The organism is Streptomyces microflavus, assembly GCF_014650075.1.
In the GTDB taxonomy this organism is placed as follows: domain Bacteria; phylum Actinomycetota; class Actinomycetes; order Streptomycetales; family Streptomycetaceae; genus Streptomyces; species Streptomyces microflavus.
In genome coordinates this window covers 240,690-261,890 of record NZ_BMUG01000003.1, presented here as the reverse complement: position 1 = coordinate 261,890, position 21,201 = coordinate 240,690, and the positions used below count along the sequence as shown (strand labels likewise).

Here is a 21,201-nt window from a genome sequence, read left to right as displayed (position 1 = left end):
CAACGCGCTCCGGAACGGGCTCAGTCGTGGAAGGTCTCGCCCTTCTCGGCCTTCTCCACCAGCAGCGCGGGCGGCAGGAACCGGTCGCCGTAGCGCTCGGCGAGCTCCCGGGCGCGGGCCACGAAGCCGGGCAGGCCGCCCTCGTACCCGTTGATGTACTGGAGCACGCCACCGGTCCACGGCGGGAAGCCGATGCCCATGATGGAGCCGATGTTGGCGTCGGCGACGGAGATGAGGACGTTCTCCTCCAGGCAGCGGACGCTGTCCAGTGCCTCGGAGAAGAGCATCCGCTCCTTCATGTCCTCGAAGGGGACGCCTGCGTCGGACCTGGTGGTGAAGTGCTCGCGCAGGCCCGGCCAGAGACCGGTGCGCCTGCCGTCCTCGTCGTAGTCGTAGAAGCCCGCTCCCCCGCTGCGCCCGGGGCGGCCGAACTCGTCGACCATGCGGTCGATGACCTCGTCGGAGGGGTGGCCGGGCCAGGTGCCGCCGGCCTCCTCCACCGCCCGCTTGGTCTCGATGCGGATCTTGCGCGGCAGGGTCAGGGTCAGCTCGTCCATCAGGGAGAGCACCTTGGCCGGGTAGCCGGACTGGGCGGCGGCCTGCTCGATGGAGGCGGGCTCGACGCCCTCGCCGACCATGGCGACGCCCTCGTTGATGAACTGGCCGATGACGCGCGAGGTGAAGAAGCCGCGCGAGTCGTTGACGACGATCGGCGTCTTCTTGATGCGCCGTACGAGGTCGAAGGCGCGGGCCAGGGCCTCGTCGCCGGTCCGCTCGCCCTTGATGATCTCGACCAGCGGCATCTTGTCGACGGGCGAGAAGAAGTGCAGGCCGATGAAGTCGGCGGGGCGCGTGACGCCTTCGGCGAGGGCCGTGATCGGGAGGGTGGAGGTGTTGGAGCAGAGCAGGGCGTCGGGCTCGATGATCTCCTGGATCTCCTGGAACACCTTGTGCTTGAGCGCGGTGTCCTCGAAGACGGCCTCGATCACCGCGTCGCAGCCCGCGAGGTCGGCCGGGTCGCCGGTCGGGGTGATCCGGGCCAGCAGCTCGTCGCGCTTCGCCTCCGTCGTACGGCCCCGGGAGAGCGCCTTGGCGAGCAGCTTCTCGCTGTACGCCTTGCCCTTGGCGGCCGCCTCGGTGGAGACGTCCTTCAGGACGACGTCGATGCCGGCCTTGGCGCAGGAGTAGGCGATGCCCGCGCCCATCATCCCGGCGCCGAGCACGGCGACCTTGCGGACCGGGCGCTCGGGGACGTCCTTGGGGCGGTTGGCACCGGAGTTGACGGCCTGGAGGTCGAAGAAGAACGCCTGGATCATGTTCTTGGAGACCTGGCCGGTGACGAGCTCGGTGAAGTACCGGGCCTCGATGGTCAGGGCGGTCTCGAAGTCGACCTGGGAGCCCTCGACGGCCGCCGCCAGGATGTTGCGCGGCGCGGGCATGGGCGCGCCCGCGATCTGCTTCTTCAAGTTGGCGGGGAACGCGGGCAGGTTGGCGGCGAACTTGGGGTTGGCGGGGGCGCCGCCGGGGATGCGGTAGCCCTTGACGTCCCAGGGCTGCTGGGACTCGGGGTTGGCGTCGATGAAGGCGCGGGCCTTCTCGATCATCTCCTCGCGGGTGGCGGCGACTTCGTGGATCAGCCCGTTCTCCAGGGCCCGCTGCGGGGTGTACTGGGTGCCCTGCAGGAGCACCTTGAGCAGCGCGTCCGCGATGCCCATGAGGCGTACGGTACGGGTGACGCCGCCGCCCGCCGGGAGCAGGCCGAGGGTGACTTCGGGCAGGCCGATGCGGGAGCCGGGGGCGTCGAGGGCGACGCGGTGGTGGGAGGCGAGCGCGATCTCGTAACCACCGCCGAGGGCCGCCCCGTTGATGGCGGCGACGACGGGCTTGCCGAGGGTCTCGATGCGGCGCAGTGAGCGCTTGATCGCGGTGCCGGTGTCGAAGGCGACCTGGGCGTTCTCGGGGCCGACCTTGATCATGTCCTTGAGGTCGCCGCCCGCGAAGAAGGTCTTCTTGGCGGAGGTGTAGATGATCCCGCGGATGGAGTCCTTCTCGGCCTCGGCGCGGTCCGCGATGGCCGCGATGGAGTCCTTGAAGGCCTGGTTCATCGTGTTGGCGGACTGGTTGGGGTCGTCCAGGACGAGGGTGACGACGCCGGTCTCGTCCTGTTCCCAGCGGATGGTGGTGCTCTCGGTCATGTGGTGTCTTCTCCGTAAGCAGGGGTGGCCGGGGCAGGACGGTCAGATGCGTTCGACGACGGTCGCGACGCCCATGCCGCCGCCGACGCAGAGGGTGACCAGGCCGAACTGCTGGTCGCGGCGCTCCAGTTCGTCGATGACGGTGCCGAGGATCATCGCGCCGGTGGCGCCGAGGGGGTGGCCGAGCGCGATGGCGCCGCCGTTGACGTTGACCTTGTCCAGGGAGAGGCCCATGTCCTTGACGAAGCGCAGGACGACTCCGGCGAAGGCCTCGTTGATCTCCACCAGGTCGATGTCGTCGATGGTGAGCCCGGCCTTGGCGAGCGCCTTGCGGGTGGCGGGGGCGGGGCCGGTGAGCATGATGGTGGGTTCGGAGCCGGAGACGGCCGCGGAGACGATGCGGGCGCGCGGGGTGAGTCCGTAGCGCTCACCGACCTCCTGCGACCCGATGGCGACGAGGGCGGCGCCGTCGACGATGCCGGAGGAGTTGCCCGCGTGGTGGACGTGGTCGATCTTCTCGACCCAGTGATACTTCTGCAGCGCCACCGCGTCGAAGCCGCCCATGTCCCCGATGGCGGCGAACGAGGGCTTGAGGCCGGCGAGGGAGTCGGCGGTGGTGCCGGGGCGCAGGTGCTCGTCGTGGTCGAGGACGACGAGGCCGTTGCGGTCCTTGACCGGGACGACGGAGCGGGCGAAGCGGCCGTCCTTCCAGGCCGCGGCGGCGCGCTCCTGGGAGAGGGCGGCGTACTCGTCGACGTCACGGCGGCTGAAGCCCTCGATGGTGGCGATGAGGTCGGCGCCGATGCCCTGCGGGGCGAAGCCGGTCTCGAAGCTGGTCATCGGGTCCATCGCCCAGGCCCCGCCGTCCGAGCCCATCGGCACCCGGGACATCGACTCGACGCCCCCGGCGAGCACGAGGTCCTCCCAGCCCGAACGGACCTTGGCGGCGGCCAGGTTGACGGCCTCCAGGCCCGAGGCACAGAAGCGGTTCTCCTGGACGCCGGCGACGGAGTCGGGCAGCCCGGCGGCGATGGCGGCGATGCGGGCGATGTCGGAGCCCTGGTCACCGAGCGGGCTGACGACCCCGAGGACGATGTCGTCGATGGCGGCCGGGTCCAGGTCCGGGAAGCGGCCCTGGATCTCGTGGATGAGGCCGACGACCAGGTCGATCGGCTTGGTGCCGTGCAGCGCGCCGTTGGCCTTGCCGCGGCCGCGCGGGGTGCGGATCGCGTCGTAGACGAATGCTTCGGTACTCAAGACAGCTGCCTTTCGAGGGTGGTTGGGAGGAGGCGAAGAGGTGGTCAGGCGAGCAGCGAGCGGCCGATGATCTCCTTCATGATCTCGGTGGTGCCGCCGTAGATGGTCTGGATACGGCCGTCGGTGAACGCCTTGGCGACCTTGTACTCGCTCATGTAGCCGTAGCCGCCGTGGAGTTGGAGGCAGCGGTCGGCGACGCGCTTCTGCAGTTCGGTGGCCCACCACTTGGCCATGGAGGCGTGGACGGCGTCGAGGACGCCGTCGGAGTGGTCGACGATGCACCGGTCCAGGAAGGTGCGGGTGACGGCGCACTCGGTGGCCATCTCCGCGATCTCGAACCGGATGTGCTGGAGCTTGGAGAGCGGGCGCCCGAAGGCCTCGCGCTCCTTGACGTACTGGGTGGTGATCTCCAGCAGGTGTTCGGCGGCGGCGATCCCGGCGACCGCTATGCCCATGCGTTCCTGAGCCAGGTTGGTCATCAGGTGGATGAACGCGCCGTCGAGTTCGCCGAGGAGGTTCTCCTTGGGGACCCGGACGTCGTTGAAGAACAACTCGGCGGTGTCCTGCGACTTCTGGCCGATCTTGTCGAGGTTGCGGCCGCGCTCGAAGCCCTCGGCGCCGCGCTCGACGACGATCAGCGAGAGCCCCTTGGCGCCGCCGTCCGGGGTGGTCTTGGCGACGACGATCACCAGGTCGGCGAGGATGCCGTTGGAGATGAAGGTCTTCGAGCCGTTGAGCAGCCAGTGGTCGCCCTTGTCCTCGGCGGTGGTGCGGATGGCCTGGAGGTCGGAGCCGGCGCCCGGTTCGGTCATGGCGATGGCGGTGATGGTCTCGCCGGAGCAGAACCCGGGCAGCCAGCGCTGCTTCTGCTCCTCGGTGGCGAGGCCGGTGAGGTAGGGGCCGATGATGTCGTTGTGCAGGCCGATCGCGAGTCCGGGCGCCCCGGCCCGGGTGAACTCCTCGGCGAGGACGGCGCTGTAGCGGAAGTCGCTGGAGCCGCCGCCTCCGTACTCCTCGGGGACGGCGAGGCCGAGCAGCCCGGCGCGTCCGGCGGCCAGCCAGGCGTCGCGGGAGACGATGCCGTCCTGCTCCCACTGCTCGTAGTACGGGAGCACCTCCTTGGCCAGGAAGGCCCGGACGGTCTCGCGGAACGCGTCGTGCTCCTCGGTGAAGATCTGGCGTTGCACGGGGTCTCCTAGGGGGTGTCTTGTCGGTCAGGCCGGATCAGGGAGCGGGGTCTGGTGCCGTGCATCGCAAGGCGGAGGAGGGAGTCAGATGGGGTCTCCCCTGCTCGAACGGAGCTGAGAGCTTGGGGAAGGAGCCATGGCGAGTGACGACAACGCCGCGAGGTGCGGTGCCAGGGCACGCGAGCCCGGCGTGGTCGGCAAGACACCTCCCTAGTCGTGAGGGTGGGGCCGGAGCCCCGGTACGTCCCAGTCGGCGGCGACCGCCTCCGTGTCGGCGCCCGGCTGGGCGGGGCCCCTGCGGACGGAGCCGGGGGTGGCGGAGAAGCGCGGGGCCGGGGCGGGCTGGGTGATGCCGCTGTGCTCGACGAAGGTGGAGCGGGCGGCGAGGTGCGGGTGGTGGGGCGCCTCACGGAGGGAGAGGACGGGGGCCACGCAGGCGTCGGTGCCGTCGAACACCTCGGTCCACTCCGCACGCGTACGGGTCAGAAAGCGTTCGGCGACGGCGGCGCGGAGTTCGTCCCAGCGGGCGAGGTCCCACCGGTCGGGGAAGGCGTCCGCGATGCCGAGGAGGCCCGCGAACTCGGCGTAGAACTGCCCTTCCAGCGGGCCGACCGCCATGTGGCCGCCGTCGGAGGTGGCGTAGGTGCCGTAGAAGGGGCAGCCGCCGTCCAGCAGGTTGGCGCCGCGCCGGTCCTGCCAGCTCCCGGCGGCCAGCATGCCGTGGATCATCGAGGCGAGGTGGGCCGCGCCGTCGACGATCGCCGCGTCCACCACCTGGCCCGAGCCGCCGGGGGTGCGGGCGTGCTGGAGGGCGGCGAGGACCCCGACAACGAGGTAGAGGGAGCCGCCCGCGTAGTCGCCGACCAGGTTGGCGGGGACCACGGGCGGCTCGTCCGGCCTGCCGATCATGGAGAGGGTGCCGGTGAGTGCGAGGTACGCGATGTCGTGCCCGGCCCGCTCGGCCAGCGGCCCGTCCTGGCCCCAGCCGGTCATCCGCCCGTAGACCAGCTTCGGGTTGCGGGCGAGGCAGGCACCGGGACCGACGCCGAGCCGTTCGGCGACGCCGGGGCGGTACCCCTCGATCAGGATGTCGGCGCGTTCGACCAGGTCGAGGACGCGGCCGGCGCCGCTCTCGTCCTTGAGGTCGACGAGGACGGAGCGCTTGTTGCGGTTGGTGATGTCGTACGCGGGGTCGATGCCGAGCGCCGGGCCGCCGGGCCGGTCGACGCGTACGACATCGGCTCCGAGGTCCGCAAGCAGCATCGCCGCGAACGGTCCGGGGCCGATCCCCGCCAGCTCGACGACACGGACACCGGTCAGCGGACCGTGCCCGGGCCTTGGGCCTTTCGCCATCTGTGAGCCCCCAGGGGTGTGACACAACCGATGTAACATCAACGATGCTAAGAACGTGCCCCGCCCGGCACAACCCCCCGGGCCGAGCAAGCGCTTAGTTTCTCCCCCGCGATCCTCTCGCATCCCGGCCCGGCCTCCCAGGCGCGGGCAGGACGCCCCGCCCGGCCGCACACCGGCCGGACCCCTCCGCTAGCCTGCCTGCCACGTCTCCACCCGTCCCCGTGCCCGGAGGTACTCGTGAACAGCCAGAACGGGGCGGCACGCCCCCTGGACGTCGTCCTTTTCGGTGCCACCGGCTTCGTGGGGGTGCTCACGGCGGAGTACCTGGCGGCGCACGCCCCCGAAGGGCTGCGCTGGGCCCTGGCCGGCCGCAGCCGCGCCAAGCTGGAGCGGCTGCGGAGACGGCTCACCGCGATCGAACCGGGCTGCGCCGGGCTGCCGTTGCTGGAGACCGACGCGGACGACGAGGACGCGCTGCGCGAACTCGCCTCCTCCGCACGGGTGGTGGCCACCACGGTGGGCCCGTACATCCTGTACGGCGAGAAGCTCGTCGCGGCCTGTGCCGAGGCGGGGACGGACTACCTCGACCTCACCGGCGAGGCCGAGTTCATCGACCGGACCTTCGTGCGCCACGACGCGCGGGCCCGGGAGACCGGCGCCCGTATCGTGCACGCCTGCGGCTTCGACTCCGTACCCCATGACCTCGGGGCGTACTTCACGGTCAAGCAGCTGCCGGAGGACGTGCCCCTGACCGTCGACGGCTTCGTCCGCAGCAACGCCGTCTTCTCCGGCGGTACGTTCGCCTCGGCGCTCACCGCGATGGGACGCGGGCCGCAGATGCTGCGGGCCGCCCGGGAGCGGCGGCTGCACGAGCCCCGCCAGGTGGGCCGCCGGGTCCGCACCCCGGCGGGCTCTCCGCACTTCAACGGGGCCACGGGCACCTGGGCGCTGCCGCTGCCGACCGTGGACCCGGCGATCGTGGGCCGCTCCGCACGGGCGCTGGAGCGGTACGGCCCCGATTTCCGCTACCGCCACTTCGCCTCGGTCAAGACCCTGCCGATGGCCCTCGGCGGCCCGGTGGCGGTGGGTGCGCTGGTCGCCGCCGCGCAGATCGAAGGCGTACGGGAGTGGCTCATGGGGCGGTACGAGGCGGGGCAGGGGCCGGACGCGGAGCGCCGCAAGCGGAGCTGGTTCACCATCCGCTTCGTCGGGGAGGGCGGCGGCCGGCGGGTCTTCACCGAGGTGTCCGGCGGCGATCCGGGCTACGACGAGACGGCGAAGATCCTCGCCGAGTCGGCCCTGTGCCTCGCCCTGGACAAGCTCCCGGAGACCTCCGGCCAGGTCACCACGGCGACGGCGATGGGCGATGCCCTGCTGGAGCGCCTGACGGCGGCGGGGCTGCGGTTCCGGGTGGCGTCGGTGCGGTGAAGGAGTACCGGGCCGGGGCGGCGCTCTAGAAGATCCAGCTGGCCAGCGTGTAGAGCATCGCGCCCAGCCAGACGAGGCCGACGACCCCGCCGAGGGCCATACCGAGGGCCATGCGGCGCTGGGCGGGGTCGAGGGGCGCGGTGCGGACGGCTGTGCGAGTGGCGTTCATGTGTTCAGCCTGCCCAGCAAGATCGCTTTACGCCATCCGTACAGATACTCATTCGAATCCGGCCGAAAGCGGTGCCCCTCAGGCGGTCGCCTCCCGCAGGGTCTGCCGGCACAGGGCGTCCGCCCGGCGGGTGCTCTCGGGCTGGCGGAAGCGGCGGGCCAGGCGCAGGGTGTGCGCGCAGGCGTTGTCGAGGCTGATCCGGTGGCCGACGGAGACGAAGACCGGGTTGGTGTTCTCCTGGGTGCGCAGCGCCCGGCCCACCACCTCTTCGCCGTCCACCAGCGGGGAGAAGTCACCGCGCCGGGGGCCGGGGGCTTCGTACGAAAAGGTGAACGGGTTCTTGCCGACGCCGATCACCGGCAGCCCGGTGAGCACGCCCAGGTGGCTGGCGAGCCCGAAGCGGCGCGGGTGGGCGAGGCCGTAGCCGTCGCAGATGACGACGCCTGGGTCGACGCCCAGCGACTCCAGGGCCTCCAGCACGGTGGGCATCTCGCGGAAGGCCAGCAGCCCGGGAACGTAGGGGAAGGTGATCTTCCCGACGGCGGTGGCCTCGTCCACGGTCTCCAGCGTCTCGGCGTCCAGCACCACGGCCGCCGCGACGACCACGTCCTTCTCGTCGTCGTACGCCACGTCGACCCCGGTCACCCGGCCGGTTCCGGGCGGCGGACCCGGCTCGTCCAGCACCACCAGGCCGCGCAGGCGGTCCTGGATCGCCCGGCCCTCGGCTTCGTCTGCGGGGGTCTCATGGGCGGGGGTGGGCTGCGTAGTCATGACCAGCAGCTTAGGCGGTTTCGGTCCACCCCCGGTCCCGTAGCCTGGCGATCATGTTCGTACTCGAATTGACCTACACGGCCCCGGTCGAACGCGCGGACGCGCTGATGCGGGAGCACATCGCCTGGCTCGACGAGAATTACGCGGCGGGCGCCTTCATCGCATCCGGCCGCAAGAACCCCCGCGACGGCGGGGTGATCCTCGCCGTCGGGGACGACCGGCAGCGGATCGAGGAGATCGCCGCGGCCGACCCCTTCGCCGCGCACGGGGTCTGCGCCTACCGGATCACCGAATTCATCGCGACCAGGACCGCCCCCGAACTTGCCCCGTTCAAGCAGGAGTTGCCCGGCCGGTAGACCGGTCGGACCACGCTCTCCCCGGCCTTGTCCCTGGCCGGAGCGCATGCCGGTCAGGATGCGCGGCCGAGAAGCGGGCAGGAGGGCGGGGTGCGGGGAAGTGCGGAGGAGGGGCGGGGCGTGGGCGGTGACGCAGCTCACGCCACCCGCCGGTGCACGGATCGACGCGTTCCGTCGTCTACTCCAATGCCGGGAACCGTTCACCCAGCCGCGAGAGGGAGCAGGTCTTGTCCAGCGTTATCGAGCAGTCCGTGCAGGCCCGCATGGTCGCGTCCGCACCGCGGATGGAAACCCTGCCCGCCACTCTGCAGTACGACCGCAAGGACCCCTTCGCCGTGCGGATGGCGTTCCCGGCCCCGGCGACCCTGGAGGGGACCGAGGTGTCCTGGGAGTTCTCCCGCGAGCTGCTGACCGCGGGGGTCGACACTCCCGCCGGGGAGGGCGACGTCCGGGTCAGGCCGTTCGGGTACGAGCGGACGGTGCTGGAGTTCCACGCGGCCGAGGGCATCGCCATGGTCCACGTACGCACGGCGGAGCTGCGCCGCTTCCTGGAGCGGGCGCAGGAGCTGGTGCCGGTGGGCGACGAGTACCGCTATCTGGAGCTGGACCGGAACCTGACCGATCTGCTCGGCGGTACCTGCTGACCAGGCGGCACGGCTCCTCCGCACTGCAGCCGTAAAAACCCGTTGCCGGGACGTGCGCCCCGGTTCTACCTTCGTGATGTTCCTGTTGTCGTCGGATCGGAGAAGGACGTTGCTGATCTGAGGTCCCCTGCACCGTGCAGCGCCGCCGCGCCCCGTCGTGGCCGAAGGCGCCCGTGTGCGATCTCAGCTCGTCAGCCGTCCTCAGCTCGTTCCCCGACGTACCCGGGAGATCCGTATGTCTACGTCCGACACCCATATCAGCTGTACCTCCCTCTCCTTCTCCTGGCCCGACGGCACCGAGGTCCTCTCCGGCTTCGACCTCGCCGTGGGCCCCGGCCGTACCGGGCTCATCGGGCTCAACGGGTGCGGCAAATCCACCCTGTTGCGGCTGATCGCCGGTGAACTCGCCCCGCTGGAGGGGCAGATCAGGACCCGCGGCGGACTCGGGTACCTGCCGCAGACCGTGACCCTGGACACCGCGCTGCGGGTCGATCAGGTGCTGGGGATCGCGGACCGGCGCGCAGCGATCGACGCCGTCGAGGCGGGTGACGTACGCGAGGAGCTCTTCGCGGTGATCGGCGACGACTGGGACGTCGAGCAGCGCGCCCGCGCGACCCTGGACGGGCTCGGCCTCGGGCGCATCGGGCTGGACCGCACCGCCGGGGAGATGTCCGGCGGCGAGTGCGTGCTCCTGCGGCTGGCGGCCCTGCTGCTGGCCCGCCCGGGGGTGCTGCTGCTGGACGAGCCGACGAACAGCCTGGACACGGTCGCCCGCGGGCGGCTGCACGACGCGGTCGACGCCTGGACCGGGGCGCTGCTCGTGGTCAGCCACGACCGGGAGCTGCTGGAGCGGGTCGACCGGATCGCGGATCTGCGGGACGGCTCGGTCACCTGGTACGGCGGAAACCTGTCGGCGTACGAGGAGGCGCTCGCGGTCGAGCAGGAGGCGGCGCAGCGCATGGTGCGGGCCGCCGAGTCCGATGTGCAGCGGCAGAAGCGCGAACTGGCCGAGGCTCACATGAAGTTGGCCCGGCGCAGGCGGTACGGACAGAAGATGTGGGACACCAAGCGGGAGCCCAAGGTGGTGATGGGCCAGCGCAAACGGTCCGCCCAGGAGTCGGCCGGCAAGCACCGCATCCTGCACACCGAGCGGCTGGCGGAGGCCAGGGAGCGGCTCGGTGAGGCGGAGCTGGCGGTGCGCGAGGACGAGGAGATCCGGATCGAGCTGCCGACGACGCGGGTGCATCCGGGGACCGAGGTGATCCTCCTGCGTGACCCGGTACCGCCCTACGGGCCGCCGCTGCGCGGGGAGTTAACGGTGCGCGGGCCCGAGCGGATCGCGCTGACCGGGCGCAACGGAGCGGGCAAGACCGCGCTGCTGCGGACCATCGCGGGCGAGCTGGCCCCGCTCTCCGGGGAGGCCACGACGCTGCTGCCGACGGGCTTCCTCCCGCAGCGGCTGGACACGCTGGACGACGCGCTGTCGGTGACGGAGAACGTGAAGCGGTCGGCCACGGGGCTGACGGACAACGGTGTCCGGGCCCGGCTCGCGCGCTTCCTCTTCAAGGGGGGAGCCGCCGACCATCCGGCCGGGACGCTGTCGGGCGGGGAGCGCTTCCGGGCGACGCTGGCCATGCTGCTGCTCGCGGATCCGGCACCCCGGCTGCTGCTGCTCGACGAGCCGACGAACAGCCTCGATCTCGCGAGCGTACGACGGCTGACCGAGGCCCTCGACGCGTACGAGGGGGCGCTGATCGTGGCGAGCCACGACGTACCGTTCCTGGAGTCGATCGGGGTGACCCGGTGGCTGCGGCTGGACGGGGAGCTGCGGGACACCTCGGCGGAGGAGGTCCGGGCGGGGAGGTGAGCGGCCGGGGAAGATCCACGGAAAAGGCGACAGAAGCTGTCGGGTATCCCGCCTAGCGTCGTCGCCATGGATCACAGCACCGAGCGCGGAATCGTCATCACCGGGGCGCACGAGAACAACCTGCGCGATGTCTCCCTCACCCTTCCGAAGGGGCGGATCACCGTCTTCACCGGGGTCTCCGGTTCGGGGAAGTCGTCCGTCGTCTTCGACACGATCGCCGTGGAGTCCCAGCGGCAGCTGAACGAGACCTTCACCTCGTTCCTGCGGAACCGGCTGCCGAAGTACGAGCGGCCGCGGGCCGAGTCCATGGAGGACCTGTCCGTGGCCGTCGTCATCGACCAGAAGCCGCTGGGCGGCAACGTCCGCTCGACCGTGGGCACGGCGACGGACATCTGGTCGGTGCTGCGGGTGCTGTTCTCCCGGTACGGCACTCCGAGCGCCGGCGGGGCGACCGCGTACTCCTTCAACGACCCGGCGGGCATGTGCCCCGGGTGCGACGGAGTGGGGCGGACGGTCCGGCTCGACCTGGACCGGGCGGTGGACTGGTCGAAGTCGCTCAACGAGGGGGCGCTGCTGCTGCCCGGCCTCTCGGTGGGCAGCTGGGAGTGGAGCCTGTACGGCGGGTCGGGGCGGTTCGACAACGATCTGCCGCTCTCCGCGTACAGCGAGGAGGAACGTCAACTCCTGCTGTACGGATCCGGGTTCACCGTCCGGCTCGATTTGCGCACGGGCTCGGCGGACATGCGGTTCGAGGGGGTGGTTACGCGGTTCGAGCGGCTCTACCTCAAGCGCGACACGGCGTCGCTGTCGGACAAGCGGCGTGCGGCGGCCGACCGGTTCACCGTCGAGCGGGTCTGTGCCTCCTGCGGTGGGGCGCGGCTGAACGCGGCGGCGCTCGCCACCCGCGTCGACGGGCTCTCGCCCGCCGACTACGGGCGGATGGAGGTCGCCGATCTCGTCGGTGTGCTGGCCAGGATCGACGATCCGGTGGGCGGCCCGATCGCGGCGGCGGCCCGCGAGCGGCTGGAGCGGCTCGTGGGGATCGGGCTCGGCTACCTCAGTCTGGACCGGGAGACGACCACCCTCTCGGGCGGTGAGGGGCAGCGGCTCAAGATGGTGCGGCACCTGGGGAGTTCGCTGACCGGGCTGACCTTCGTCTTCGACGAGCCCAGCGTCGGGCTCCATCCGCGTGACGTCGGGCGGCTCGGCGATCTGCTGGTGCGGCTGCGGGACAAGGGCAACACGGTGCTGGTCGTCGAGCACGACCCGGATGTGATGGCGGTCGCGGACCACATCGTCGACATGGGGCCGCGCGCCGGGGCGGAGGGCGGGCATGTGGTCTTCGAGGGGCCGTTCGACCGGCTGCGCGAGGCGGACACGCTCACCGGGCGGTGCCTGCGCCGACGCACCCCGCTCAAGGGCGAGTTCCGCTCCCCCACCGGCCGTCTCCCGGTCCGGGGAGCCGATCTGCACAACCTCAAGGGGCTGGACGTGTCGTTCCCCACCGGCGTGCTGACCGTGGTGACCGGTGTGGCGGGTTCGGGCAAGTCGACGCTGGTCTCGGAGGTGTTCACGGCGGCCCACCCGCAGGCGGTGGTCGTCGACCAGAGTGCGATCACCGCCTCCTCCCGCTCGACCCCGGCCTCGTACATCGGCGCACTGGACACCATCCGCAAGGTCTTCGCCCGGGAGAACGGTGTCGACGCGGGGCTGTTCAGCTTCAACTCCGCGGGCGCCTGCCCGGGTTGCTCGGGCCGCGGGGTGATCTCCACCGACCTGGCGTTCATGGACCCGGTCACCACCACGTGCCAGGAGTGCGAGGGCCGCCGGTTCCACGACGACGTGCTGACCCACCGGGTCGGCGGCCGGTCCATCGTCGACGTGCTGGAGATGACGGCGGCCCAGGCGGTCGGGCTGTTCGAGGACCGCGCACTGCTGCGGAAGCTGCGCACGCTCGACGAGGTCGGCCTCACCTACCTCACGCTCGGGCAGCCGCTCAGCACGCTCTCCGGCGGTGAGCGCCAGCGGATCAAGCTCGCCACCCAGCTGCACCGCACCTCCAGCGTGTACGTCCTGGACGAGCCGACGACCGGGCTGCACCTGGCCGACACGGGGGCGCTGGTGGATCTGCTGGACCGGCTGGTCGACGCGGGGAACACGGTGATCTGCGTGGAACACAACCTGGAGGTGCTCAAGCGGGCGGACTGGGTGATCGACCTCGGTCCCGACGGCGGGAGGAACGGCGGCGAGCTGGTCTTCGAGGGAACGCCGGAAGGGCTGCTGGCGGACCGCGCCTCGGTTACCGCCAGATACCTTCGCCGGGATCTGGGCCTCGACACGGTCCTGCCCAAGGGGCGCCGCTGACCTGCGAAGACCCGCCGGAGACCTCCTGAGGCCCGCCGAATTCCGCCGTGAGCTGCACGCATAACGGTACGTAATCGGGTGCCCGCGGGGACGGGCTTGGCTTAGCCCTTACCGTCGCCTTAACCTACGGTCACGTAACCTACGAATCCGTAGGTAATTCCCGTCCCCACTCCCGTCCCCAGGAGCTCCCCGTGACGATCACCTCTCCCCACCTCGGCAGTTCGAAGGCGTGGACCGACGCCCAGCTGCTGTACGCGCTGGAAGAGGTGGTGGAGAAGGAACTCAACCGCCATCTCAAGGTCGCCAAGGACTGGATGCCCCACGAGTACGTCCCCTTCTCCGACGGCCGGAACTTCCCTGGCATCTTCGAGGACGGCGAGGCGTGGTCGGCCGACCAGTCGAAGGTCACCGACATCGGCAAGATCGCCCTCGTGGTGAACCTCCTCACCGAGGACAACCTCCCCAGCTACCACCACGAGATCGCCTCCCTCTTCGGCCGCGACGGCGCCTGGGGCACCTGGGTGCACCGCTGGACCGCCGAGGAGGGCCGCCACGGCATCGTGATGCGCGACTACCTGCTCACCTCGCGCGCCGTGGACCCGGACAAGCTGGAGCAGTTCCGCATGGCGCACATGGCGGAGGGCTTCGAGTCGGACAACCGGCACTCGATGCTGCACTCCGTCGCGTACGTCGCCTTCCAGGAGCTGGCCACCCGCGTCTCCCACCGCAACACCGGCCACCAGTCCGGCGACCCGGTCTGCGACCGGATGCTGGCCCGGATCGCGACCGACGAGAACCTGCACATGGTCTTCTACCGCAACCTGCTGGGAGCCGCCTTCGAGCTGGCCCCGGACCTGACCATGCAGTCCGTGCGCGATGTCGTCGTCAACTTTCGGATGCCCGGACACGGCATGCCGGGCTTCGAGCGGGCCGCCGCGCAGATGGCGATCAGCCAGATCTACAACATGCGCATCCACCACGACGACGTGATCCAGCCGGTGCTGCGCTACCTCAAGGTCATGGACATCGACGGGCTCGGCCCGGAGGGCATGAAGGCGCAGGAGGAGCTCGGCCTGTACATGGGCGGGCTGGACAGCGAGGCGTCGAAGTTCGACGAGAAGCTCGCCGCCCGCAAGGCGCGGATGATCGCGCGCGGCCGCGCCTGACGCCGCCGCCCCACCGCCCCGTTGCCCCACCGCCCCCGCCGCCCCGCCGGGCACTCGCCTGCCGTCGTTCGGTGGTGGGTCCTGTCCACTGCTCCGCGCGCCGGAAGTACCGTACGAGCGCGTCGTGGGACCACTCCTCCCCCGCGCTCCGGGCTCAGGTGTCGTAGTCGTCCCGGTGTCCGCGCACCCACATCATGGCGTTGATGGACGAGGAGCCGCCGAGGCAGTGGCCGCGCGGCCAGTACAGCTCGCGGCCGCCGAGGCCCGGCGGGGGCACGGTGTGCAGATCCCAGTCGTACGGGGTCTTGAACAGCTTCGGGAAGGCGGCCGGAATACGGATCTCCGGCTTCCGGTCGGGTCCGCCGGACTCCACGAGCGCGACGGAGACCGTCGGGTCCTCGGAGAGCCGGGCGGCCAGGACGCAGCCCGCCGATCCGGCGTCGACGACGATGTAGTCGTGGGTGGTGGTCATCGCGACTCCCCTGCCCGGTGCGGATGCCTGTGGCGGACAGCGGAATTCCGGCCTGTACGGGGGTGGTTCAGCCCTGGTTGCGCTCTTCCCGGCGCAGTTGCTCGCGCTCCTTCTCGGAGAGCCCGCCCCAGACGCCGAACCGCTCGTCGTTGGCCAGTGCGTACTCCAGGCAGGCCACGCGCCCCTCGCAGGCGCCGCACAACTGCTTGGCCTCGCGCGTCGAACTGCCCGGGGCCGGGAAGAAGAACTCGGGTCCGGCCTGCGCGCACAACGCGGTCTCCTGCCAGTCGAGCGCGTCCTCGGTCACCATATTCATCAGCATGGGAGACACCGTGCCCGGCCGCGATAAACGACTGATCAACGATTCATCAACCGGCCGGCGCCCTGCCCCGCCGCTCCCCCCTATTGCTGCCGTGGCAGGGGCTTCATCACCGCGAAGACCGCCCCGTACGGATCGGTGACGTTGGCCATGGTGCCGACGCCCGGCACCTCCATCGCGGGAAGCGCCTCCGCGCCGCCGAGCCGCTTGGCGGCGGCCACCGTGGCCTCGACGTCCTCGACCGCGAAGTACGGCATCCAGTGCGGGCCACGCGCCGCCTCGGCCGGGACGTCGCTCATCGTGACCAGGCCGCCGAACGACAGCTCCGGTCCGGTGCCCGCCGGGTGGACCGTGGTGTAGACGTACTCGGTGCCCTCCACCTTGAGCGCCTCGGTCTTCCAGCCGAACACCTCGGCGAAGAAGGCGGCCGCCGCCGGGACGTCCGGGATGTACAGCTCGGCCCAGAGGAGCGAGCCCGGCTGCTGGATGATGCCGAGGCCGGGGTTCCGCCGCGGCTGCCAGACGCCGAAATAGGCTCCGCCGGGGTCGGTGAAGCCGCCCATCCGGCCGTAGTCGAGGACATCCATCGGCTCGAACGCGGAGCGCCCGCCCGCCCGGGTCACCAGTTGGGCGGTGGCATTGATGTCGGGCGACTGGAAATACACCGACCAGGCGCTGGCGGACTGCTCCTCGGGGACCGTCATGACTCCGGCGACGGTGTGCCCGTCCAGGGTGAACATCCCGTATCCCCCGACCTCGGGGCCGCCGGGGACGAGCTCCCAGCCGAGGAGGGCGCCGTAGAAGGCCGTGGCCCCGTCGAGGTCGGGCGTGCCGAGATCGACCCAGTTGGGTGCTCCGTCGGGGAAGGCGGGGTTGAGCATGGTGTGCTCCTTCAGCGGATCCCGTGGCCCCGCGCGCACGGCGGTACGGGGCTGTTCCCTGTCCCGCCGAGTCTCGCACCCGCCACTGACAACCGCAGTCCGCAGAGGGCCGACCGGGGGCCACCGCCCCGCTCCCGCCCAGGTCAGCGCCGCAGCCCCAGGGCCGGGAGCACGGTCTCGGCGACGCGGTGGGCCTCCTCCAGGAGCGGGTTGCCGGAGAGGATGAAGGTGTCGACGCCCAGCTCCTGGTACTCCTTCAACCGCTCGATCACCTGGGCTGTCGAACCGACGACGGCGGTGCCGGGGCCCGGGCGGAAGAGGCTCATGCCGGGCCACAGGTTGGGGTGGGTCTCCAGCTCGCGGGCGCGGGCCGGGACCCTGCCGCCGTGCTGGCGGAACTGGCGCTGCCAGCCGACGCCGTCCTCCCCCGCCCGGTCGCCGAGCTGCCGGGCGTATGTCGCCTCGCTGGTGACGTCCAGCAGCCGGTCGGCCGCCGCCCACGCCTCGTCCTCGGTGTCCCGGACGATGAGGTGGAGCCGCAGCCCGATGCGCAGGGTGCGACCGTGGGCGGCGGCCCGGGCCCGGACCTGTTCCAGCTTCTCCTTCAGCAGGTGCGGGGGCTCGCCCCAGGTGAGGAAGACGTCGACGTGCTGGGCGGCCATCTCGATGCCGGGCGCCGAGGAGCCGCCGAACCAGAGCGGGACGTGCGGTTCCTGGACGGGCTTCAGCTCGCGGAACGAGGCACCCGCGTTCTTCAGGTCGTAGAACCGGCCACGGTGGTCGAAGACCTCGCCCGCGGTGAGCCGTTTGACGATGGACCAGTACTCGGCACTCAGCTCGTACCGCTCGTCGTGCTCCACATGGAGCCCGTACTCCTGGAGGGACTTGGTGGAGCCGTTGACCACGTTGAAGCGCAGCCGTCCGCCGAAGAGCTGGTCGAAGCTGAGCGCCATCTTGGCCAGCAGGGTGGGGGAGATCAGCCCGGGGTGGACGGCGAGCAGCGGTTTGAAGCGGGTGCTGGTGGCGGCGGACAGGGCGCTGCCGAGCGGCCAGACGTCGTACAGGTCGGGCGAGCAGCGCCCCGCTGTAGCCGAGGTGTTCGACCGCTCCGGCGAGGCGGGTGAGATAGCCGAGGTCGGTGCTGCGGCGGCCGGCGGGTTCCCACGGGTAGGCGCCCTCGCGCGGGATGATGTACCAGAGGACTTCGGGGGCCATGGGTCTCAGACCGCCTTCGGGGCGGAGGCCGGGGCGGTCGCGGAGGTGTGGGCGACGGCGCGGGCCACGGTGACCGGGTGCTCGATGAAGCCGGTGCGGTGGAAGATGTCGGCCGCTTCCTGCTGCTCGGCGAGGAACTCCTCGCTCACCGGCTCGATCCGCCAGGGCAGGGCCGTGAGCGCGCTCTCCCAGTCGTCCACGTCGCCGCCGAGGTCGGCGGCGGCCAGTCGGGCGGCCTCCCGGGGGTGGGCGGCGGCCCAGTCGTCGGCGCGTTGCAGGGCGCGGGTCAGGGCTTCGACGATCTCGGGCCGCTGCTCGGCGAGTTCGCGCCGGGTGAAGAACACCGACCGGTCGCTGATGACGTCGCCGGTGGGGATGAGCGTGCGCAGTCCACCGGTGCGGCGGGCGGCGGCGAGCTGGGGGCCCTGGGCGACCCAGGCGGCGATGGCGCCGGTCCGCAGGAGCTGCTCGCTCTCCTCGGTGGAGCGTACGGCGGTGATGTCGTCGGCGTAGGAGAGTCCGGCGTCGTCGAGGGCCTTGGCGACGAGGTGGGTCTGCCAGGAGCCGATCGCCAGGTGGACGGTGGTGCCCTTGAGGTCGGCGACGGTACGGACCGGGCTGTCCTCGGGAACGAGCAGGGCGCCGTGTTCGGGGCGCGGGGCGGAGACGGCGGTGTAGACGAGGTCGTGGCCCGCGGACTGGGCGGTGACGGGCGGGGTGGAGCCGGTGCCGCCGAAGTCGATGACGCCCTGGGTGAGGAGTTCGCCGGTGCGGACGCCGTTGCTGTACGGGTGGAAGGCGACGCTCTCGCCGAGGGGCTCCAGCTCCTGCTGGGCGAAGCCGAGCCGGGTCAGGTGGTAGAGGTGGAACAGGGACGGGTTGCTGGCGTGCACACCGATGGTGATGGTCATTCAGATCACTCCGACACGGTCGAGTTCGGGGGTTCTCACGGGGTGGGACGCGGCCGGGACGCCCAGGTCGTCCAGGAGGCGGCGGCGCAGGGCGGCGAAGGCGGCATCACCGGGGTCGCGGGGGCGGGCGACGGTCACCTTCTCGTCGGTGACGAGCTTTCCGTCGCGCAGGACGGCGACCCGGTCGGCGAGGCGTACGGCCTCCTCGACGTCGTGGGTGACCAGGAGGACGGCGGGCCGGTGTCTACGGCACAGCTCGTCCACCAGGTCCTGCATCTTCAGCCGGGTCAGGGCGTCGAGCGCGGCGAACGGCTCGTCCAGGAGGAGGAGTTCGGGCTCCCGCACGAGTGCCCGTGCCAGGGCCACGCGCTGGGCCTCGCCGCCGGAGAGGGTGGCGGGCCAGGTGTCGGCGTGCCGCTCCAGGCCCACTTCGGCGAGGGCCCGCAGCCCGTCCTCGCGCCGGCCGCGCGGCAGGGCGACGGTGACGTTGGCGAGGACCCTCTTGGACGGTACGAGGCGGGGTTCCTGGAAGACGATGGTGCGGGCCTCGGGGACGAGCACCTCTCCCCCGTCGGCGCCGTCCAGTGCGCCGAGGATCCGCAGCAGCGTCGTCTTCCCGCTGCCGCTCGCACCGAGCAGGGCGACGAACTCACCGCGCGCGATGTCCAGTTCGAGGCCGTCGAGCACGGCCCGGGTACCGAAGACCCGGCGCAGCCCCCGTACCCGTACAGCGGCCTGCTGGTGGGCGTTCTCGGTCATCGGCGGGCTCCCTGCGGGGTGCGCCACGGCATCAGGACGCGTTCCAGCAGCCGCACCAGGATGTCGGCGGTGAGGCCGAGGAGCCCGTAGACGAGGATGCAGACGGCGAGGATGTCGGTGCGGGCGTAGCTCTGGGCCTGGGACATCAGGTAGCCGATGCCGGCGGTGGCGTTGATGTCCTCGGCGGCGATGAGGGCGATGACGCTGAGGGTCATGGAGAGCCGCAGTCCGGCCAGCAGCGAGGGCAGCGCGCCGGGCAGGACGACCTCGCGGACGATGGCGAGGCGGCTCATGCCGAAGGAGCGCATGGCCTCGACGAGTTTGGGGTCGGTGTTGCGGACGCCGCTGGAGGCGGAGACGTACATGGGGAAGGTCGTGGCGACCGCGATGAGGAGGATCTTCGCGGTCTCGTTGATGCCGAACCAGACCATGAACAGCGGGACCAGGGAGAGGAACGGGATGGTGCGCAGGGTCTGGAGGGACGAGTCGAGCAGCTCGTCGCCGAGCCGGGTGAACCCGGTGGTGATGCCGAGGGTCAGTCCGGCGGCGAGACCGATGAGCAGTCCGAGCCCGGAGCGGGTCAGGGAGGTGGTGAGCGCGTCGGGCAGCTGGCCGTTGCCCCACAACTCCCCCACCGCGCGCAGCACTTCGGCGGGCGAGGCGAGGACGTCCGGGGTGAGCAGGCCGGTTGCGGAGGCCGCCCACCAGAGGCCGAGCAGGGCGAAGGGGCCGAGGGCGCGGACGGTCAGGGCGTAGGGGCGGCTGCGGGGTTTGCGGAGCTGGGGGCGCGGGGTGACGAGTCCCGGGGGTGGCGGGGAGTCGGTGGCCTTCACACGGGTGTCGCTCATGTCAGCTTCTCGACGTCGAGGAGGTGCGCGGCGACATCCACCTTCTCCTTGGTGACCTTCTGCTCGGCGTAGAAGGCGGCGACGGACTCGAAGCGGGCGATGTCCTCGGGACCGATCGGGTCCACGGTGCCGGACTGCGCGGTGATCTCCGTCTGGACCTCCTTGGCCTTGCCGGTGACGGCGGTCGGGCCGACGTCGGTGAAGACGTTGAGGTAGGCGGCCGGGTCCTTCTTCTCCTTGACGCTGGCCGTATGCAGGTAGTCGTAGAGGGCCTTGAGGACGGCGGGGTGCTTCTCCGCGAAGCCCGTACGGACGGCGTTGAGGCTGTAGTTGTCGGAGCCGATCGCCTCTCCGTCGGCGAGGAAGTGGGCCTTGCCGCTGCCGATCTCCGCGACCGCGTAGGTGGCCCAGACCGCCCAGGCGTCAACCTGTCCGGCGTTGAAGACGGCGGCGGTCTGGTCGGGGCGCAGGTAGACCCGCTCCACCTTGTCGGCCGGGATCTTCTCCTTGGCCAGCGCCTTGAGCAGCAGGTACTCGCCGGTGCCGCCCTGGTTGACGGCGACCTTCTTCCCCACCAGGTCGGCGACCGAGCCGATGCCGGAGCCGTCGCGGACGAGGATCCCCTCGCCCTTCGCGTCGGGGTCGACGCGGTGAAGAACGTGAAGCCGGGGCGCTGCGAGAGCGAGGTGATGCCGGAGGTGATGGAGCCGGTGGCGATGTCGAGCTGGTCGGCGTTCATCGCCTGGGCGGCCGGGGCGAACGGGCCGGCGCTGCCGGTCCACTTCACCCTGGCGCCGACCTTGCCGAGCGCCTTGTCGAGGCTGCCGTCCTTCTTGGCGAGGGCGAGGACGCCGGAGTTGCCCGGGTCGGGGATACGGACGTCGATGGTCTTGCCCGAACTGCCTGCGGGTGCACTGTCGTTGTCGGCACCTGCGGCGGAGCACGCGGAGAGGGCGAGGAGTGCGGCGGCCGCGAGGAGAGCGGTCGGGGCGGCCGTACGGAGACGTGGTCGGGTGAGGTTCATGGTGGTGGTCCTCGG

General features: G+C 71.2%; 17 protein-coding genes and 3 pseudogenes. 6 read left to right on the top strand and 14 right to left on the bottom strand.

The features are described 5' to 3' along the window. Nucleotides 1–20: 20 nt before the first annotated feature. The 4 genes from IE264_RS10155 to IE264_RS10140 form a co-directional block, all read right to left on the bottom strand. A complete protein-coding gene (locus tag IE264_RS10155; RefSeq protein WP_032756911.1) occupies nt 21–2,195 on the bottom strand; it encodes a 3-hydroxyacyl-CoA dehydrogenase NAD-binding domain-containing protein in 2,175 nt (724 codons plus the stop codon). A 42-nt stretch (nt 2,196–2,237) separates the two neighbouring features. Beyond that, nucleotides 2,238–3,452, bottom strand: coding sequence for an acetyl-CoA C-acetyltransferase (locus IE264_RS10150; protein ID WP_015612675.1), 1,215 nt, complete (start codon nt 3,450–3,452; stop codon nt 2,238–2,240). A 44-nt stretch (nt 3,453–3,496) separates the two neighbouring features. Beyond that, nucleotides 3,497–4,639: an acyl-CoA dehydrogenase family protein gene (locus IE264_RS10145; RefSeq protein ID WP_032756912.1), complete on the bottom strand. Its 1,143-nt coding sequence runs from the start codon at nt 4,637–4,639 to the stop codon at nt 3,497–3,499. A 210-nt stretch (nt 4,640–4,849) separates the two neighbouring features. Further along, the gene (locus IE264_RS10140) at nt 4,850–5,992 is read right to left on the bottom strand and encodes a CaiB/BaiF CoA transferase family protein (protein ID WP_032756913.1); all 1,143 of its coding nucleotides are present in this window, start codon (nt 5,990–5,992) and stop codon (nt 4,850–4,852) included. A 237-nt stretch (nt 5,993–6,229) separates the two neighbouring features. Between IE264_RS10140 and IE264_RS10135 the strand changes: the two genes are divergently transcribed. After that, nucleotides 6,230–7,420, top strand: coding sequence for a saccharopine dehydrogenase family protein (locus IE264_RS10135; protein WP_032756914.1), 1,191 nt, complete (start codon nt 6,230–6,232; stop codon nt 7,418–7,420). Between the two features lie 25 nt (nt 7,421–7,445). On the opposite strand, the gene mmpA is transcribed toward IE264_RS10135, so the two are convergent. Both mmpA and IE264_RS10125 read right to left on the bottom strand, forming a co-directional pair. Then, the gene (mmpA, locus tag IE264_RS10130; RefSeq protein WP_015612671.1) at nt 7,446–7,589 is read right to left on the bottom strand and encodes a morphogenic membrane protein MmpA; all 144 of its coding nucleotides are present in this window, start codon (nt 7,587–7,589) and stop codon (nt 7,446–7,448) included. A 78-nt stretch (nt 7,590–7,667) separates the two neighbouring features. Continuing rightward, nucleotides 7,668–8,360 carry an endonuclease V gene (locus IE264_RS10125; protein WP_015612670.1) on the bottom strand — a complete coding sequence of 231 codons (693 nt, stop codon included), beginning with the start codon at nt 8,358–8,360 and terminating at the stop codon, nt 7,668–7,670. Nucleotides 8,361–8,413: 53 nt separating this feature from the next. Here IE264_RS10125 and IE264_RS10120 point away from each other — a divergent pair, with 53 nt between their 5' ends. From IE264_RS10120 to IE264_RS10100, 5 genes are all read left to right on the top strand, one after another. Then, a complete protein-coding gene (locus IE264_RS10120; RefSeq protein ID WP_032756915.1) occupies nt 8,414–8,716 on the top strand; it encodes a YciI family protein in 303 nt (100 codons plus the stop codon). Nucleotides 8,717–8,943: 227 nt separating this feature from the next. Further along, entirely contained in the window at nt 8,944–9,360 is a 417-nt protein-coding gene (gene ssgD, locus IE264_RS10115) for a spore wall synthesis regulator SsgD (protein ID WP_015612668.1), read from the top strand. 235 nt (nt 9,361–9,595) lie between these two features. Next, nucleotides 9,596–11,227 carry an ABC-F family ATP-binding cassette domain-containing protein gene (locus tag IE264_RS10110; RefSeq protein ID WP_032756916.1) on the top strand — a complete coding sequence of 544 codons (1,632 nt, stop codon included), beginning with the start codon at nt 9,596–9,598 and terminating at the stop codon, nt 11,225–11,227. Between the two features lie 66 nt (nt 11,228–11,293). Beyond that, nucleotides 11,294–13,591 (top strand): ATP-binding cassette domain-containing protein, encoded by a 2,298-nt coding sequence (locus IE264_RS10105; protein WP_032756917.1) that lies wholly within the window; start codon nt 11,294–11,296, stop codon nt 13,589–13,591. Nucleotides 13,592–13,782: 191 nt separating this feature from the next. Beyond that, entirely contained in the window at nt 13,783–14,757 is a 975-nt protein-coding gene (locus tag IE264_RS10100; RefSeq protein WP_032756918.1) for an acyl-ACP desaturase, read from the top strand. Between the two features lie 73 nt (nt 14,758–14,830). Here IE264_RS10100 and IE264_RS10095 read toward each other — a convergent pair. From IE264_RS10095 to IE264_RS10060, 8 genes and pseudogenes are all read right to left on the bottom strand, one after another. Next, a pseudogene (locus IE264_RS10095) lies at nt 14,831–15,229 on the bottom strand (GMC family oxidoreductase N-terminal domain-containing protein); the annotation flags it as partial. A gap of 67 nt (nt 15,230–15,296) precedes the next feature. Continuing rightward, nucleotides 15,297–15,551, bottom strand: coding sequence for a WhiB family transcriptional regulator (locus tag IE264_RS10090; protein ID WP_015612663.1), 255 nt, complete (start codon nt 15,549–15,551; stop codon nt 15,297–15,299). Nucleotides 15,552–15,631: 80 nt separating this feature from the next. Then, complete coding sequence (locus IE264_RS10085) at nt 15,632–16,429, bottom strand: VOC family protein (protein ID WP_032756920.1); 798 nt, start codon at nt 16,427–16,429, stop codon at nt 15,632–15,634. A 143-nt stretch (nt 16,430–16,572) separates the two neighbouring features. After that, nucleotides 16,573–17,644, bottom strand: a pseudogene (locus IE264_RS10080) (LLM class flavin-dependent oxidoreductase). 5 nt (nt 17,645–17,649) lie between these two features. Further along, on the bottom strand, nt 17,650–18,555 hold the full coding sequence (locus IE264_RS10075) for an ABC transporter substrate-binding protein (protein ID WP_032756921.1): 906 nt from the start codon (nt 18,553–18,555) through the stop codon (nt 17,650–17,652). Further along, complete coding sequence (locus IE264_RS10070; RefSeq protein WP_032756922.1) at nt 18,556–19,314, bottom strand: ABC transporter ATP-binding protein; 759 nt, start codon at nt 19,312–19,314, stop codon at nt 18,556–18,558. Then, nucleotides 19,311–20,162 (bottom strand): ABC transporter permease, encoded by an 852-nt coding sequence (locus tag IE264_RS10065; protein WP_032756923.1) that lies wholly within the window; start codon nt 20,160–20,162, stop codon nt 19,311–19,313. Before IE264_RS10065 ends, IE264_RS10070 begins: the two co-directional genes overlap by 4 nt. Then, nucleotides 20,159–21,186, bottom strand: a pseudogene (locus tag IE264_RS10060) (NrtA/SsuA/CpmA family ABC transporter substrate-binding protein). The gene IE264_RS10065 and the pseudogene IE264_RS10060 overlap by 4 nt, the downstream one beginning before the upstream one ends. Between the last annotated feature and the right edge of the window lie 15 nt (nt 21,187–21,201).

Coding starts and splice junctions, on each gene's coding strand:
- IE264_RS10155 (WP_032756911.1), bottom strand. CDS start 2,195: ATGACCGAGAGCACCACCATCCGCTGGGAACAGGACGAGACCGGCGTC.
- IE264_RS10140 (WP_032756913.1), bottom strand. CDS start 5,992: ATGGCGAAAGGCCCAAGGCCCGGGCACGGTCCGCTGACCGGTGTCCGT.
- mmpA (WP_015612671.1), bottom strand. CDS start 7,589: ATGAACGCCACTCGCACAGCCGTCCGCACCGCGCCCCTCGACCCCGCC.
- IE264_RS10125 (WP_015612670.1), bottom strand. CDS start 8,360: ATGACTACGCAGCCCACCCCCGCCCATGAGACCCCCGCAGACGAAGCC.
- IE264_RS10120 (WP_032756915.1), top strand. CDS start 8,414: ATGTTCGTACTCGAATTGACCTACACGGCCCCGGTCGAACGCGCGGAC.
- IE264_RS10110 (WP_032756916.1), top strand. CDS start 9,596: ATGTCTACGTCCGACACCCATATCAGCTGTACCTCCCTCTCCTTCTCC.
- IE264_RS10105 (WP_032756917.1), top strand. CDS start 11,294: ATGGATCACAGCACCGAGCGCGGAATCGTCATCACCGGGGCGCACGAG.
- IE264_RS10090 (WP_015612663.1), bottom strand. CDS start 15,551: ATGCTGATGAATATGGTGACCGAGGACGCGCTCGACTGGCAGGAGACC.
- IE264_RS10085 (WP_032756920.1), bottom strand. CDS start 16,429: ATGCTCAACCCCGCCTTCCCCGACGGAGCACCCAACTGGGTCGATCTC.
- IE264_RS10075 (WP_032756921.1), bottom strand. CDS start 18,555: ATGACCATCACCATCGGTGTGCACGCCAGCAACCCGTCCCTGTTCCAC.
- IE264_RS10070 (WP_032756922.1), bottom strand. CDS start 19,314: ATGACCGAGAACGCCCACCAGCAGGCCGCTGTACGGGTACGGGGGCTG.
- IE264_RS10065 (WP_032756923.1), bottom strand. CDS start 20,162: ATGAGCGACACCCGTGTGAAGGCCACCGACTCCCCGCCACCCCCGGGA.